12 protein-coding genes, 1 tRNA gene and 1 pseudogene are annotated in these 16555 nt (G+C 68.9%); 9 read left to right on the forward strand and 5 right to left on the reverse strand.

The genetic code is table 11. The features are described 5' to 3' along the window. Window positions 1–2 precede the first annotated feature (2 nt). From F9278_RS20070 to F9278_RS20085, 4 genes are all read right to left on the reverse strand, one after another. Entirely contained in the window at window positions 3–2138 is a 2136-nt protein-coding gene (locus tag F9278_RS20070) for a hypothetical protein (RefSeq protein WP_152169600.1), read from the reverse strand. Beyond that, complete coding sequence (locus F9278_RS20075) at window positions 2135–2578, reverse strand: hypothetical protein (protein ID WP_152169601.1); 444 nt, start codon at window positions 2576–2578, stop codon at window positions 2135–2137. The genes F9278_RS20070 and F9278_RS20075 overlap by 4 nt, the downstream gene beginning before the upstream one ends. Window positions 2579–2952: 374 nt before the next feature. Beyond that, a complete protein-coding gene (locus F9278_RS20080) occupies window positions 2953–4203 on the reverse strand; it encodes a hypothetical protein (RefSeq protein WP_152169602.1) in 1251 nt (416 codons plus the stop codon). 253 nt (window positions 4204–4456) lie between these two features. Beyond that, window positions 4457–4801: a helix-turn-helix domain-containing protein gene (locus F9278_RS20085; protein ID WP_193241554.1), complete on the reverse strand. Its 345-nt coding sequence runs from the start codon at window positions 4799–4801 to the stop codon at window positions 4457–4459. Window positions 4802–5265: 464 nt separating this feature from the next. On the opposite strand from F9278_RS20085, the gene F9278_RS20090 reads away from it, so the two are divergent. From F9278_RS20090 to F9278_RS20130, 9 genes are all read left to right on the forward strand, one after another. After that, the gene (locus F9278_RS20090) at window positions 5266–5820 is read left to right on the forward strand and encodes a helix-turn-helix domain-containing protein (protein WP_152169604.1); all 555 of its coding nucleotides are present in this window, start codon (window positions 5266–5268) and stop codon (window positions 5818–5820) included. A gap of 259 nt (window positions 5821–6079) precedes the next feature. After that, window positions 6080–7312: an IS701 family transposase gene (locus F9278_RS20095; protein WP_450372093.1), complete on the forward strand. Its 1233-nt coding sequence runs from the start codon at window positions 6080–6082 to the stop codon at window positions 7310–7312. Window positions 7313–7529: 217 nt separating this feature from the next. After that, window positions 7530–8957 (forward strand): IS1380 family transposase, encoded by a 1428-nt coding sequence (locus F9278_RS20100; protein WP_226966820.1) that lies wholly within the window; start codon window positions 7530–7532, stop codon window positions 8955–8957. A 389-nt stretch (window positions 8958–9346) separates the two neighbouring features. Beyond that, window positions 9347–10018, forward strand: coding sequence for a helix-turn-helix domain-containing protein (locus tag F9278_RS20105; RefSeq protein ID WP_193241555.1), 672 nt, complete (start codon window positions 9347–9349; stop codon window positions 10016–10018). A 355-nt stretch (window positions 10019–10373) separates the two neighbouring features. Beyond that, on the forward strand, window positions 10374–10877 hold the full coding sequence (locus tag F9278_RS20110; protein WP_152169606.1) for a hypothetical protein: 504 nt from the start codon (window positions 10374–10376) through the stop codon (window positions 10875–10877). A 75-nt stretch (window positions 10878–10952) separates the two neighbouring features. Then, window positions 10953–12617 carry an IS1182 family transposase gene (locus F9278_RS20115; RefSeq protein WP_193241490.1) on the forward strand — a complete coding sequence of 555 codons (1665 nt, stop codon included), beginning with the start codon at window positions 10953–10955 and terminating at the stop codon, window positions 12615–12617. 93 nt (window positions 12618–12710) lie between these two features. Further along, entirely contained in the window at window positions 12711–13121 is a 411-nt protein-coding gene (locus F9278_RS20120; RefSeq protein WP_152169607.1) for a hypothetical protein, read from the forward strand. Further along, the gene (locus F9278_RS20125; RefSeq protein WP_152169608.1) at window positions 13114–14595 is read left to right on the forward strand and encodes a hypothetical protein; all 1482 of its coding nucleotides are present in this window, start codon (window positions 13114–13116) and stop codon (window positions 14593–14595) included. The genes F9278_RS20120 and F9278_RS20125 overlap by 8 nt, the downstream gene beginning before the upstream one ends. An 853-nt stretch (window positions 14596–15448) precedes the next feature. After that, window positions 15449–15521: transfer RNA gene (locus tag F9278_RS20130), tRNA-Arg, on the forward strand. A 434-nt stretch (window positions 15522–15955) separates the two neighbouring features. On the opposite strand, the pseudogene F9278_RS20140 reads toward F9278_RS20130, so the two are convergent. Further along, window positions 15956–16490, reverse strand: a pseudogene (locus F9278_RS20140) (hypothetical protein). Window positions 16491–16555 lie beyond the last annotated feature (65 nt).

Raw genomic sequence — 16555 nt, forward strand, 5'->3', positions numbered from 1 at the left:
GCTCAGAACTCCGCGGGAGCGTGTTCACGCGGAAGTCTCCCGGCCCCGGCAGACAGGGGTGCGGGCAGGCGCAGTTCCTTGCGCAGCTCGATCACCGCCTCGTCGTGCGCCACACCGGGCTCTCCGAAGACGAGAGCGGAGATCGGCGAGGAGTACAGGTGCTCCGTGACGACCTCGTCGAGGATCTCCGCCACGAACCGCGCCGGCACCTGCCCCGCCTGCCGTGCCCGGGCCCAGGCGAGCAGGAGCTCCCGGCACTCGGCGTCGACGCGGCTGTCGGACAGTGCCGCGTTCCATCCCCGCACCAGCGCCTGCCTGACGTCGTCCTGCTGCTCGGCGGCGGCCAGCATGACCTGCAGGACATACGGGTCGGCGCGGGGGTCCAGGAGGGAGAGGAACGCCCGGTGCCCGGCGAGGTGCTTCTTCTCGGTGGCCCATTTGATGACGGTGCTCCACACCCGCGGCAACTGGCCTTCGCGGGCCGCGATGTCCCTGAGCGCTCTCTGGGCCGTCCGTACGGCCTCGTCCGGTTCGGGCCGGTCGAGGACGTGCCGCAGCCGGACGAGGGCCTGGCGCGGGTAGTGCTGGGCGAAGGCGCCCTGGCAGACCAGGGCGACGACGGTCGCGACCGCTTCCGAGGACTCCTGCGCGGAGTCCAGCAGCAGGGCCCGCACCTCGGCGCCCAGGGTGTCCGCCTCGGCGGCGACGGTCAGGACTCGGGCGATCAGTTCGCGGTGCCCGGGGCTGTCGTCACCGTTGTCGATCCAGGCGTGCACCTTCCTGACCACACGTATGTCGTTCTCCGCGACGGCCAGTTCGACCAGGAGGTCACCGATGGCAGCCAGCCGGTCGGCGCCCGGGCCTCTGGGCGAGGTGACGGTGTCCAGCCAGCGCAGCAGGTGCGGGTGGATGTCTGCGCGCTGCTGCCACAGGTGCAGCAGGACCGCACGGGCGTATCCGGGCTTGTGGCCGAGGGAAACGATCCGCCCGCGGACCTCGGCCCCCATCGCCGTCAGCCGGCTGGTCAGGTCCGGCCCGGTCAGAATCGTGCGGACATCGGTCTCCCGGTCCTCGCCCAGCAGGCTCCGGGCGCCGTCCTGCACCGTCAGCGCGTCCTTGCCGTCGAGGAAGAGGGAGGAGACGAGCAGCGCACGGTCGTCCGGGTTGTCCTCAGTGCTCGCGAAGACACTCCGCACGTCCGAGCGCCACTCCCGGAAGGTGCTCACGGCCCTGTCCAGGCTCTGCGGGGAGTCGTCGGCGGAGGCGAGGGTGGCGGCCAGCCGGGCCGCATCGGCCGGACGGCTGCCGTCGGTCAGCAGGTGCGCCGCCTCACCGCCCGGATCCGTGTCCTTGTCCGGCGGCACGGTGTCGAGCCAGCGGACCCGGTCCGGCCGACGATGCACGTACTCCAGGTGCGCCCTGGCCACCCGGTGGGCGGACGGCCGGGCCGTGGCACGCGCGACGACGCCGGCGACCGCACCCGAGACCGCCTCGGGCCAGCCGTGCTCGTCGGCAATCACCACGAGGAAGGAGCCCGAGAACCTCAACCCCTCCGCGTAACCCACCAGCTGCTCGGCGACGCTGCCGGGCTTCTGCCAGGAACCGATCTCCGCGGCCACGTCCAGCAGATAGCCCGTACCCGGCTCGTCGGGCAGCACCGAGACGTCCGGGAAACCCGGCCTCTCCCAGTCGGGCACGATCTCCCGAAGGCTCAATGCCTGCCCCCGGGCGTTCTCCTCCGCCCTGGAGACCTCCCACAGGGCCTTGATCCCGGCGGTGCGCTTGCCGTATCCCGGAGGACCGGCGACGACGGCCAGCCGGGGCCCGCTCCCGGTCAGCCGCTCAAGCGCCCTGGCCGCGGTCCGTGTGCTCCCGTCCCGCACGCTCACGTCCACCCATGCCAGTCGTACGGCGTCCAGCTCGGCCTGTGGGATGTCGGCCACCGGCAGCTGGGGTCTGCTCGTCATCGAGACGGAGCCCGCGGCCACGATGATCTTCGAGTTCTGGTTGTTGCCCACCTCCACCCGGAAACCGGCGGGCTCCGGGTGGATCACGGCGGAGGACGGCGAGGACGGCGAGGACGACGGTGGTGATGACGGGGGCGGCGGTACGGCCCCGGAACCGGTCCCCTCGCTCACCGGCTCTGCTCCGGCGCGCGGTAGTGGAAGCCACCCGACGCGTTGATGTCACCGGCCGAGATGACGACCTGGCTGTGGGAGTTGTGGTGCACGCTCGTCGACGCCCCGTCCCGCCCGCCGTCTCCCCTGAACTGGCCGACCAGGTCCCGCAACTCCTGTGCCGCGTCCGGATGCTTCTGCAGGAACGCCGCCAGCTGGATCACCAGCTCCCCGCGCAGCCGCTCCTCCACCGTCCCGCGCTCGCTCTCGGCGCTGTCGACGAGCCGCTGCCGCGCCGCGTCGACCAGCCGCAGCTCCTGCTCGGCACTCTCCTCCCCACCCCGCCGGAACAGCCGGGCCACACCGCCCCGCACGGATTCCCACGTGCTCTTGGCCATCTCGGTGACCAGGGCCGCAGCCCCCAGACCCGCAACCTGCATGATGTCCAACGCGTCCCCCATGGTCAGTGCCGTTACCCCCGCTCGACGGGCGGGCAGAGGCCGACGACATAGTCGACACATCAGGGTGGATGTCCGTTCACAGGTCGGCAATCGAAAGTATTTGCCACATACCTGAATGAGTAATTATCAAGCGGGCGGATCCGGCCTGTTCGGATCCAGGTCGTGAAGTGCCGGGCCGGGTCGTGCACCGTGCGCCGCAGGACGGAAGACCGGTCAGGCTTCAGGTACGGCGCAACCTGGCCAAAGCACCACTCCAGGTGATTGTCCTGAAGTAGCCGAAGTAGTCGGATGTGCCGGTAGAGGGCCCGGTGCGCGAAGGTTGCTCCCATGTCGACCGCTCGGCCCCGCGATGAACAGGCACTGAGCGGCTGACGTCAAGGGCCGGAGGGTGGGGCGGACGGAAGCACGAAGGGGAGGAACGCCAGACGGATCTCCCGGCCGTCGTCCTGCGCGGAGGCGAAGACGAAGTCATGCCGCCCGTCCTCCTTGGAAGGGAGCTTCTCCTTGCAGAGCGGGTGCCGGCCGATGCAGTCGGCCGCCTTGCGGATGACTTCGCCGGGGTTTCCCTCGCGGATGAACAACAGGAGGGCCGCCTTGCTGTCACGCCAGACGAGGTAACGTCCCAGCAACTGCTCGTCGAGCGCTTTGGTGATCGCCTTGGGGCCTTTCCAGTTCTTGCAGTCGGCGATGAAGATGTTCCTGTCGTCGACCCGGATGAGAATGTCGGTCTTCCCATGACCGTTGAAGACCTCGCCCGCGGCCTGCCCCTCGAAGTGCGTGTTGAGCGTGAACAGCAACTGGTTCCGGATGTCCTCCTCACCCATCTTGGCTGCGGTGGGCAGACTCCGCTCCAGCCCGTTGCGGAAGAGGACGATGACCCTGATGGCCGCCTCGTAGTCGCCGACGGACAACTCGGGCTCAGGCCGGTACGGACCTGACCCGTCAGGGCGCGGGCGAGGCGTGATCCTGGGGCGGTTGACCGGAACGGCATGCAAGGGCGCCCCCTGCCGCTGCCGGACAGGGAACCCGAGTGCCGCCTCCATCCCGCGGTCGGCGAGCAACTTGGCCCGACGTTCGGCGAGCAGGCGTATCGAAAGGGCGCCCAGCTCCGCGTTATGAGGGTCGATCAGTTCCCGTGCCCAGCCCAAGTGCTTCTCCACGGCTTCGAGTTCCTCCTCGAAGCGGCGGCGTGCCGCGTCGATGTCCCCTGGTGGCCCGCTCCAGCGGATGCGGAGTTCGTTCTCGGCGACCGTCGTGTACCAGTCACGCATCGAATGCCTGCTGGGCTTGAGCAGAAAGACCCGCGCCTCCCCATGAAAGGGGACCGCGATCTGCAGCACCGTGAGCTGACGCTCGTGGGGGCGACCGGCAATGTCGGGGACGACCACGATCTCCTCCCCGACCGGAAGCTGCTGGATCCCCTCGCGGTCGAGGACGGGGCAGGGCACGCTGTACTTCTGGACCAGGTGGTCGACGATCTCGGTCTGCGAGGTCCGCAGCAGGTCATCCGCCAGCCAGCTCTGCACTTCCTTCTTCATCCTGGTCAATTCGCCGTACAGAACCTGGCGAAGGTCCTTTTCACCGAACATCGAGGCCCGCCAGAAGGAGATGTCACTGATCGCCATGAGGCTATTGTCCGTCCACCGAGACAGATGAGGCGGCTGCCGAAGCCCGTGGAGGGCGGGGAGAACGCCGAAGCCCGCGATCGTCCACGTTCACGTTGAACCGCTTGACATGAAGGACGGTCGGACTCCTGAACCGCCACGGGCCAGTTCGCCATGGAGGTTTCAACGTCGATCCTGCGCCAGGGCCCCCCGACGGTCCACACCGGCACCGCCCCCAGCCTGGCTGTCGCTCCGTTCCACACAGCAAAGAGCGTCACAGCCTCCCGGGGTTCGCCGTCCCGCCCGCAGCGGCGGCCCGGACCGCGGCCGGCCCCGGCCAGAGCTGTAAGTCGAGGGCGTCCTCCAGCCTGGTGAGGGTGCCGATGTCGGGGAGGACCTCGCCGTTCAGGACGCGGGCGACGGTGGAGTGGGCGACCTGTGCCATCTCAGCGAGGCCCCGCAGGGACAGCTCGCGCGATCGCATCGTCCGGTCCAGGTCACGGGCGAGCAGCAGACCGCAGTGTGCGCTCAGTGGGGCGGTGGGAGCGAGGACCACCTGGGGCCAGGGACCGTCCGTCACATAGAAGAGGGGGAATTTGTCGTTGTTGCTGCGGGGCATGGCCCGCATCGTGCCATGCGGCCAAGGCTGCTTTCGGCAGACCGAAAGGCCGCCGGGCCCTGCCGGAACCCGGTGGAGAAAGCCGGGCCGTACGGGTCCTGCCAAGCAGTGCACACCGCGGCACCCCCCCCTTGCCGGCCACCACTCCGGCCGCCTCCCTCAGGAACCCTCAAGGCAGCAGACATCCGCCCCTGCTCCTTGCGCACAGAGCAAATACCCTCACTAATGCGACAGTTGGGGATTCCTCCGGGGCTCCGATTCGCCAACCCGCGTACAAGCAGCGCCTCTTAGGCTTTATGATCATGCTCAATCGGTCCTGCGCAGTGGGTCACCTGGCCCTTCGCGCAGCATGACGAGTCATCAGGTAGGGCTGGTCACAGACCGGTTAGCCTCTCGGCACGCCACATGCAAGGGGCCGGGATGGTGCGGCGGATTCGGTCTCGCACGCGGATGAGGAGGGTGAGTTGAGCGACTCGGACACGAAGTTCACGCTGCCGTTCATCGCCCATCTGCAGCAGATCGTCGGTATCGAGCGGGCCCAGCTGGAGAAGGCCGACACCGCAGTGGCCGACACTGCGGCGGCCGTCGCAGAGGCCGAACGGATTCTGCAAGAGGCACTCGACGGTCAGCGTGTCGCGCTCGGGGAGCAGCGCGTCGCGGCCGAGCGGTACGAGGCGGTCCTGGCGACCGTCCAGGCCGCCGAGTCCTACGCGTCCGAGCTGGGCCTCACCGACACACCGCCGACCGACGCCGCCGAACCCGGGGCCGATGCCACGCACCCGCAGGGTCCGGCGTCTTCCGGGACTCTCGCCCATCTGATCGTGGACGTGCTGGAGCCGGGCAAGGACATCACGGTTCCCGAGATCTACGAGAAGGTGTGGGCGCTGCGGCCCGAGGTCGCGAACAACGCGGTCCGCGCGGCGCTGTCGCAACTACACAAGGCCGGCCGTGTGGAGAACGTCCGCCGGGGTGTCTACCGTCTCCTGAAGCTTCCGGAGGACCACACGACGGCCAGGTGACGATCGCTCCGTATCACCCCAGGGACGTGCGCAAGAGAAGGGGTGCCGCCAGGACCGGCCAGGGTCCGGCGACACCCGCGACACGTCAGCTGAGGGCCCACGTATCGGGTTCATTTTAGCCCTGGGTATTCAGCGGAGTTGGGTGACCTGACGCCCCGATAGCAGAAAGGTGCCGTTGACCTGCGAGGATGCGAGTGTCTAGTACTACAGCCGTGACTCGTTCCCGTGTCCGGTCCGTGTGTGACGCGTTGTCCGGTTCGTGGATACGGAACGGGCGGTGCTGGTCTGGGCGGGCTGGTTCGATGACTTCTTCGCCTCTTTGGCGGGGGTCTTCGGGCGGGTCGAGCCGCGCCGGATGGCGATGTCGTATGTGAAGGCGTTGATCGCGCCGGTCGAGCGGAAAAACGGCTGGCAGATCGCTGAGCATGTCGGGCACGCGACGCCGGACCGGGTGCAGTGGTTCCTGGCGCGTTCGACCTGGTGCGCGGATCAACTCCGCGACGCTCTGCGGTTGTTCGTCGTGCAGTTCCTGGCCCGCCCGGACGGGGTGCTGGTGCTGGACGAGACAGCGTTCTTGAAGAAGGGCCGGATGTCGGCCGGGGTGGCCCCGCAGTACGCCGGGATCACCGGGCAGATCGAGAACTGCCAGGTCGCGGTGTTCTGTGCCTACGCCACCGACACCGGCAGGGCGTTGATCGACCGCGAGCTGTACCTGCCGGCCGCATGGTGCGAGGACGCCGGTCGCTGCCAGCTCCAGCGCATCCCCCGCCCCCGCGCGAAGGCCGTGGTCACCAAGCCCGAACTGGGGCGGCGCATGGTCGAACGGTGCCGCCGGGCCAGGGTCCCGTTCGGATGGGTGGCCGCCGACAGTGCCTACGGCCAGGACCGCAAGCTCCGTGCCGCCCTCGAACGCCGCCGCATCCCCTACGTCATGGCCGTCCCGGTCGACGAGACCGTGCACACCCGCGGCACCGGAAACCTGCGCGTGGATGCGTTCGCCGCCGCCGTCCCGCTCCTGTTCGAGCGCCGCTCGTGCGGAGCCGGCGCCAAGGGGCCGCGCTCCTACGACTGGGCACTGGCCGAGGTCACCTGGCCCGGCGGCGCCGAGGGCGGCCCCCGCCGCGGCTACGTCCATCTCCTGCTGGTGCGGCGCTCGGTCACCGACCCCACCCGGATCGCCTACTTCGCCGTCCACGCCAGGGCCGGCACCCCGATCGGCGAGATCGTGCGCGTGATGGGCCTGCGCTGGAGTATCGAGGACTGCTTCGAGACCGCGAAGTCCGACTGCGGCCTGGACCACTACGAAGTCCGCACCTGGGACGCCTGGCACCGCCACATCACCCTGTCCATGGCCGCCCTCGCCTTCCTGACCATCACCGACACCCGCACCCGCCACCTCCCAGAACCCGACAGCACTGCCGACCTGCCCACGCCGACCGATCCGGCCAGGACCTCCGAAAAGGGGGAACACCGAGGGCTGTTGAAAAGCTGATCCGCTACACCGCCGAAGAGATCCGCCGCCTGCTCAACCGGCTCCTCTGGGCCACCGCACCCCCACCGCCGGCAACCGTGATCAAGCAGTCACGCTGGCGCCGCACCCACCAGACCCGCGCACAACGCTGCCACTACACCACCCGCGACAGACGAGATCACGAGTCACGGCTGTAGTACTAGGTCGTATCCGTGGCAGAGAGCAAGGCACCTTTCTGGTGGTCGAGAGTACAGGGTGGGATCGTCGGCTGTCCGTGGTGGCTGACGGGAAGAGGCTGGTCGGGCATGTCGGAGCGGTGCTGCTGCGCCGGTGCGCGGACCGTACAGGGCTGAGCGGGGCGCTGGCCCGGGTGTTGCCGTCCAGCACGGCAGTCGGCTGGCGGGACCGTGCCGGGGTACTGGTGCACCTGGCGATCGCGATCGTGCTGGGGGCGGCGAACCTGTCGGAGGCCGAGCAGCTCCAGCTTCATCACCGGCCGTTGTTCGGGCGTTCGGCCTCGGATTCCACTGCCCGGCGCACGCTGGCCGCGCTCGACGAGGCCGCCCTGGCGAAGATCGCAAAGGCGCGGGCGCGGGTGCGTCGGCACGTGTGGAGTCTGCTGCATCTGCGGCCGGGCGGCTTCCCGTGGCTGACGGTGGCGGGCAAGCGGCTGTGCGGCTGGATCGTCATCGACCTCGATGCCACCGTCATCACCTCGGCGTCGAAGAAGGCCGGGGCTGCGGTCACCTTCAAAAAGACGTTCGGGTTTCATCCGCTGGCCGCGTGGTGCGCCAACACCACAGAGTCCCTGGCCATGCTCCTGCGGCCGGGGAACTCCGGGGCCAACACGGTGGCCGACCACCTCGCCGTGCTCACCGAGGCCCTCGCCCAGATCCCCGGCTCCTCGGCAGCCAAGATCCTCGTCCGAGTGGACGGCGCCGGAGCCACCCACGGGCTCCTGGAGCACCTGGAAGCGTTGAACACCACGCGGCGCACAGTGCGTTACACCGTCGGCTGGAAGATCACCGATGACGACGAGAGAGCCATCGCAAAGCTGCCCGAGACCGCCTGGGAGACCTCCGTGCACCAAGACGGCAGTCTCCAGGAGGGCTACTTCGTCGCCGAGTTGACCGGGGTGAACACCCGTGAGGGCTGGCCGGAGGGGATGCGGCTGATCGTGCGCCGTGTCAAGCCCACCCGGCGGCACCTGAAGAAGCTGACCGCGTTCGAGAAGCAGACCGGCTGGCGCTACTGCATCACCGCGACCAACATCGGCCGCATGTGGGGCGTCGCAGGCTCAGGCCACGCCCAGTTCCTGGACGTGCTGCACCGCTCCCACGCCGGCGTCGAGGACCGGGTGCGCACCAACAAGGCGATGGGGCTGGGGAATCTGCCGTCCGCCTCGTGGGAGGTGAACCGCGGCTGGATGCTCGCTGCGAACCTCGCCGCCGATCTCGACGCCTGGGTGCGGCTGCTGGCCCTGCACGACATCGACGACCTGGCCGACGCCGAGCCGGACACTATGCGCTTCCGCCTCTACCACCTGCCCGCCCGCCTCGCCGACCACGCCCGCCGCCGATGGCTGCGGATCGAGCGGACCTGGCCCTGGGCGACCGCGTTCACCACCTGCTGGCAGCGGCTCACCGCCCTCCCAGCCGTCACCTGACGATCGGCCGCCAGCCCCGACGAAGACCAGGAAGGAGCAGGACCCGCACTCTCCGGGAGCCGTGGACCCCGGCGCAGCCGCAGCGATACGCGAAGGCCCCGCCCGCAATCACGCGGAACAAACAGGGCAAACCGATCGCCCGGTCAGGCAATCAAAGCCGCTGACGAATCGAGGTTAGAGCATGATCATGTTCTGTTCGATCAGCGTGCCCGCTGCTCACACCGGCCCTCAGCAGTAAATCCCTTTAATTACGCATATATTCTGAGGGCCACAATGAATTCGTTCCATCCTCCCTGTCTCCGAGCCGGCCTCATACCGGCTCCGGCGGTGTCCGCTCCCGTCCAGGCAGGCGGTGCCCGGTGACCGCTCCCGGGGCTCAGTCTCCGTACGTGATGCCGAGCGAACGCCTCGCTACGCGGCGCCAGCTCGAAGTGGTGGATGTCCTGGGCGAACTCGGCGGCCCCCAGCGCCACCCCGTGCCCGCCCAGGTTCTGGCGTCCCGGCTCGACATCACGCCGAAGACCGTCAGCAGGACGGCGGCGTTCCTCGTCCACGGCGGGCTCCTCCGGCCCGGCCGGGGCGAATGGGCACTGACCGAGATCGGCTACTCCCTCGCCCGCCTGCGGTCCACCGATTCCGCGCGTGCCCGGCTCCTGCTCCACGACCACTGGCAGGACAGCTGGTTCCATCAGCGCGCGCTCGAGCGGCTGACGCCCGGACCTGCGGAAGAGGCGGAACTCGCCGCCCACCTGGGTTCCGGTCTGTCCGCGACACCCGAGCGCGGCGCGTTCCTGGTCGAGTGGATGGCGTACGCCTTGCTGATCGACCGTGACGAGCACGGGCGCGTCACCCTGCCCGCCAGGCAGCAGGCCGAGCAGCAGGCAGCCTCGGCTCCTCGCCCTCCGGAGCAGACAGGGCCGCCCGGAGTCCTGTTCCCCTTCCTGAGCATGCCTGCCGAGGCGTTCTCCGCACTGCCCGACGCCGAGTTCCTCGCGCTGCTGCAGGCGTACCGGACAGTCTTCGTGAAGCTCACGCCGAGCCTCCAGCAGTCCGGGAACTGACCGAGCGTCCCTTTCCCCGGCAGGGGTGCTGCGGCCCGCCGTCGAGCGGCCCGCACCCCCACCTTCACCCGCGCATCGTGTCCTTGATGCGCTGCGCCTGTGCCGCCTGAGAGCCCTCTGACAGCTCCGGCACGCCGCCCTGCCGGCATGCCGTGACCGCTGCTGCCCGCACGGCGTTCGCTCTCCTCTTCACTCTTCCACGCCCTTCCTGTTGCCGCGGAGATCAGCCATGCCCAGGGTGTCGCATGTACGGAACACCACCTTTTTCCAGGATTTCTCATCTTCTTTCAGGTATTCCGCCATGCGGGAGCCGGGGGAAGGCGCGGTGGTGCCGCCTTGGCGAAGGGACCTCATCGTGGGCAGCGACCTGTCTCTCACCCACGCGTTCGGCCGGGTCTGGGACGAATGGCAGACCATGGCCGCCCGCGGCGAGTTCACCGAGCAGACACTGGACAAGTTCGGCCTGCTGCTGAGGCGCAGTGAGCGCTACATGCACCTACGCGGCGCGGTCGTCCTGGACGACGTGACCGCGGATCTCGCGGAGGACTTCGTGACCGCCCGGGGCCGCAGCCGACACGGTCGTGTCACCGATGCCGCGGCCTCGACGATGCTGGGGCGGCGCTCGGTCCTGCGGATCGCCTTCCGCACCCTGCGCGAACTCGGGCTGAGCGACACCGACCCCACCCGGGACATCGTCCTGCCCTCCCGCCCGAACGGTGAGGTCCGGCCGCTGGTGGAGGGCGAGGTCATCGACCTGCGTCACCACGCCTCCTTCATCGACCGGCCCCGCCGTCACGGGGCTGCCGCCGCGCTCGCCCTGGCGGGCGGCCCCAGTGAGCGACTCTGTCGGGAATCTTGAGGATGGGCAGTTAACGATCGTGACGTTGCGTCAGGCTCGTTGGAACGTTCCGCCCTCGTTCCCCAGGAGCCCGATGTGTCCCTCCAGCCTCACTCCGGAGCCGAGATCCCGCCGCTGACCGCCCGGGTTGCCCGCGCGGCCAACCCCAAAGGCACCACCGCGATGTGGATCCGCGACCGCCTCGACGGCCTCTGGAGCGACGAGGACTTCACCGCCTGGTACCCGCGTGACGGCCGACCTGGGCTCTCACCCGCCCAACTCGCCACCGTCTGCGTGCTGCAGTACGCGATGAACCTCTCCGACCGCCAGGCCGCCGAGGCAGTGCGCTGCCGAATCGACTTCAAGTACGCCCTCGGCCTGGACCTGGACGATCCCGGCTTCCACCACAGCGTCCTGTCCGACTTCCGCGACCGGCTCGCCGAAGGCGACCGCGCCGACCGGCTACTGGGCCTCGCACTCACCCGGATCCGACGGGCCGGCCTGCTCAAAGGGCGGGTCACGCAGCGCACCGACTCCACCCACGTCCTGTCCGCCGCACGGGAGCTGACCCGCCTGGAGCTGGCGTGCGAGGCGGTCCGCGCCGTGCTGGAAGAGGCGGCCCGCGACGCGCCAGAGGTGCTGGACGAGCTGGTCACCGCCGAATGGGCCCAACGCTACGGCCGGCCGGTTCGCCTGTGCTCCCAGCCCAGCCACCCCGTCGCCCGCCTGGAGCAGGTGGGCAACGACGCCCGCGAACTGCTGTACCGTCTCGACGCCCGGTTCCCCGGCGGCGCTCCGGCGCAGGCGAACGTGCTCCGAACGATCCTGGTGCAGCACTTCTTGGTGGATGCCAAGGGGCGGTTCAGGCCGCGCACGAAACGCGACGGCCAGCCGCCCTCCCGAGTCCGAATCGAATCCCCGTACGAGACCGAGGCCCGCTGCACCATGCGCGGTGACACACGCTGGACCGGCTACCTCGTGCACCTGACCGAGACCTGCGACGACAAGCGGGTCAACATCATCACCGACGTGGCCACGGCCGTCTCCAGCGCGGACAGCCAGGCGCTGCCCGGCATCCACGCCCGCCTCAGGCGACGGCGTCTACTGCCGAATCGGCACTTGGTCGACGGCGGCTACACCTCCGTGGCCGGCATGGACGAAGCCGCCCGCCTGCACCGCGTCACCCTGATCGGGCCGCTTCCGCCCAGCACCACCCCGCAGCACCGGGCAGGGGACGGCTTCGGCCGGGAGAACTTCATCATCGACTTCGACCAGCGCGAGGTGACCTGCCCCAACGGGCAGGTCAGCGGCAACTGGCAGGACCTGCCGACAGTCGAGCCGACCAAGGTCACAGTCCGGTTCGACGCCCGCCAGTGCGGCCGCTGCCCCGAGCGGGCCAAGTGCACTCCGGGCCGGTTTCGCAGCCTGTACTTCCCGACACGGCGCCTGTACGAACTCCAGGTCAAGAACCGGGCCGATCAGCAGGATGCGGACTGGCGCCGGCTCTACAGGCGGCGCTCGGGGGCCGAGGGCACCATCGAGGAGTTCGCGGACGGCCACCGCGGACGCCGGTGCCGCTACCGCGGCCTGGCCAAGACGCACGTCCAGCACGTCCTGACCGCACTCGCGATCAACATCGAGCGGCTGAGCCTTCAAGAACCCGCCGACAGCTCGTACCGGCCCCGCCCTCCCACAGCATTCCAGCAGTACCTCGACGCACGCGACTTACCCCGGCCGCTGTGGTGGCGCCAAGGGAAGTGACGCCCGTCCTCAAGATCCCCGACAGAGTCGCTCAGTGGGGAGATCGGGCACATCCGGGTGTGCGACCTCGACCTGGAGGGGCGCCGTGTGTGGATGCACGGGGCCACCAAGGTGGACGCGCGCTGGTGCCCGCTGGACGACTGGTCCCTGAACGTCCTGGCCCACCGTGCCAAGTTCGTCAGCGCCCGCCGACTGCGCCCCGAACTGGCACCCCAGACCCGTCTGGCCGTATCCGACAAGCCCGCCCCCGACCACGTCCTGCAATCGCGCGTCTGCGTCGCGCTGCGCAACCTCCTGACATGGATCGGTCTGCCCGTCGAGGAAGAGGACGTCAAGCCCGCCTCCATCACCGCCTGGGCCGGCGTCCAGGAGTTCGAGCGCACCGGGCGCATCGAGGACGCCGCCCGCCTTCTGGGCCTGCGCTCCCTGGACAGCACCGCCTCCGTCATCGGCCACACCTGGCGCACCGCCGCTCCGAACGGCCAGGAGGAGCCCGGTGCCTGACGACATATTCGGCGACGCACTGGCCCAGGACCTGCGCCCCTCCAGAAAGCGCCAGCTGCGCGACAGCGACCAGCGCAGCCGACAGCAGCGGATCGCGGACTGTCTCGACGACCCCCTCTTCCACGAGATGGCCGAGTTCCTGCCCGCCCCGGCCGACCGCGGCCGGCCCCGCAGGTACCCGGCCGTTGTGTACGTACTGCTCTCCGCCCTGATGACCGTCACCGGTTCCAAGCGCTCCGCTGTCGGCTCGCTCGACCCCAAGCAGTGGCGCTCCCTGCGTGCCTCCGTCCGCCGGCACTCCGGCCGCGTCGCCGCCGCCCGCCTACCGGACACACCGCCCAGCCGAGGCCAGTACCTGGACGCCGAAGAAAACATCCTGGCCCCTCACATCGACCTGCTGCAGGACCTCTTCGAGCAGCACGCCATCCAGCAGGCCCTGCACCAGGGCCTCTTCCCGGCGGACGCCGTACGCAACTGGTCCCGGCCCGAGCGCCGCCAGCTCCTCGTCGGAGACGCCACCGTCCCCAAGGCCCCCTCCAAGGCCGAACAGGCCGTCACCGTCGACCCGGTCACCGGTGAGATACGCGAGCACCGCGTCGACTCCGCCGCCCGGCTCTACGTCGAGAACGGCGAGAAGGAGAAACGTGTCGCACGGGGTACGAAGTGGTTCTTCGCCTCTGCCAGGGACGACGGCTACTGGCGACGCGTCATCCTGAGCGTCCGCCACGTCGCCGGCGGCGACTACGAGGACGAAGCCGCCGTCGCCGTACGCGCCTTCAGCCAGCTCAGCCACGTCCTGCCCGGCTGCATGGGCGTCGCCTACGACGGAGCCTTCCGCGGCGTGCACCGCGACGCCCTGGCCCGCCTCGGCCTGCTGGTCATCAACCTCCAGCACGGCTCCGTCGTCCCCCGCGCCTACGAACTGCTGCGCCCCGGACGCTGCCGCCACGACCTGTGGTGCGCCGACGGCCGCATCGCCGAACGCGTCCTCCTCGACGACGGCACCAGCACCCTCCTCCCCGTCCCCGTCACCCGCCTCGAACACCGCAAAGGCCGCACCAAATCACGCTGGTACCACCTGCTCCACATCCCCTGCCGCCACGGCGCCCACTCCCACCGCGTCCCGGTCGCCATCACCACCACCCCCGACGACCGCACCACCACCCACCCCGACACCGGCCGCAGAATCAGGAGCGACACCGAACGCGGCTTCCACCGCGCCGAACACCTCCAGCAGATCCCTGAAGGCACCCTCGCCCACCAGCAGCTCTACCCCTACCGCAGCGACGCCGAGTCCGTTCACAACCAGTTCGACAAGAGCCTGTGGAACGAACGCATGATCTCCTACGGCCTCGAACGCCAGAAAGTCTTCGCACTCGCCTTCGCCGCCGCCCAGAACGCCACCAGCCGCCGCCTCTTCCTCGAGCGACCGCCCGCCGCACAAACCATTGCCGCACAGCGGACAGCGGCGTAGCCCCACGACCACCGGTCGTATCCAGCGGCCGGACCACGCCCATGTCGTGGCTGGCGTTCCCTATACGCAGACCCCCGCCCACACTCCGGACGGGGGTCTTCGGCGCAAAACGCGTGCTGCCACGCATCGCCGCATGGTGCTGCGGCGCCCTGCGCGGAATCCCGACGATCTCGCCCTCGGAAAGGATCCGGAAAACCGCTGCGGACGCAATCGCGATCTTCCGGAACAGGTATCACCGCCGAAATTCCACTCGCCGAACGGGAACGCCTCATCGCTCAGATACCGGACCCAGTCGATCAGGATGTCCCAGCGCAGTGCGCCGACGATCACACTGGTCGACCCCTCGTACTGCCGCAATGAATCCGTCAGCAAGGAGAGAGAAGAAGAACAACAAGCCCAGGAACGCGAACCACGACCTTACGAAACCAGCGACACCGCCTATCGACACCGTCACAGAGCGGTCGCGCACACGGCCATGGACACATCCCCCAGGAGCAGCGTCGCGCCGGGTCAGTCCGCCGCACAGCCAAGCACACCCACAAGCCAACACAGGGAACGGAACGGACCAACCGCTCCCTCTTCCGTCCCCTTCAGCATCCACCGACCGTTCTGCATCAACGACGGAACCAGCAGGTCAGGAGCATCCACCCCCACCATCGGCCACTTCAGCCGCCATCCCCGCCACCCTCGCCCGCCCACATCCGCTACCCTGTCCTTGGTCAGTAGCCGGTACGCCATGTTGTCAGCCCGAGCAGCGATGCAGAGAACATGACACCACCACCGACCAGCAGGTTTGTGTCCTAGCCGAGAGTCTGCGTCCCAGACTTTCCGACAAGGTTTCCCACAAGCCTCTGCCTTCGTAGCTCAGGGGATAGAGCACCGCTCTCCTAAAGCGGGTGTCGCAGGTTCGAATCCTGCCGGGGGCACAACGCATTACCGCTCTGACCTGGGGTTTCTTCCCCAGGGAGGCGCTTATTCGGCCTCGGACTCTTCGTCCGGGGCCGTTTGCGTGAGCGGTGCGTGAGCGGACGGAGAGTTGATCTCCCGAATACCGCCCAACGGATCAGCATCATCTGGCACGGACTCCGGGCTGGGATGCTCCGCGCCGTCGGGCTCGGGCTACGCTTCAGGAGCGGTGTTCTCGGAGGTGGCGCGGGCTCGCGGTACGAGCCGGGCCGCGGCCTCGGCGATCGCCAGATCCGCCGCTTCAGGGAGCAGGCACTGCAGATCGTGCTTTGCCACGAGTGCCCGGAGCTGGTCCGGCCAGGTCTCCCGGATCGGAACAGCGAGAGCGGCCGGGGTACTCGGCCGTACCGGTCGGGACGACGAATTGAACGTGAAGCGTGGCGGCAGAGCAGGGCTACCGCTCCGCATAGCGAAGGAACTGCCACCCCAGTACTGCCAGGGCAAGTGTCTGAGCGAGGGAGACGATCACGAGTAGTGGCTGGACGGCGGCAGAGCACCAGAACGCGGTCACGCAGATCATCGGCAAGGCCAAGTACGTGAGCAGATCCACAGCGGTCTGTAGTCGCTTGCGCGTGGTGCGGCTCGCATCGTCGCGGTGGTAGATCTCCCAGCCGAACACTGCGCCGTGAGCGCCGCTGAGCTCGGCCAGCCGCGGTCCCAGTTGTTCGCGGATGTAGCGACCCACCGCCGAGATCTTCTCGTCGTTGACCAGGTAGGTCCAGCCCAGGACCAGGCAGATCACAGGGATGGTGAGCAGCAGTTGAGCCTGCCTGCTCTGGACGGTGATGGCCAGGACCGCGGTGGACGCGGCGAGTGTGAAGTAGAGCAGGTTGTCACGGAATCCTATCCGGGTTTTCTGCTCCTCCTTGATGCGGTCCGTACTCGGCCAGCAGCAGTCTGCTCTCAGTGAGGTCTTCTGGGGCGGTCATGGCCATTCCTGAGCTGGGAACCCGGCTGGGCTGATGAGTGGGTGGGCAGGGCTCCGGCGCTCCGG

The sequence above is a fragment of the Streptomyces phaeolivaceus genome (assembly GCF_009184865.1).
In the GTDB taxonomy this organism is placed as follows: domain Bacteria; phylum Actinomycetota; class Actinomycetes; order Streptomycetales; family Streptomycetaceae; genus Streptomyces; species Streptomyces phaeolivaceus.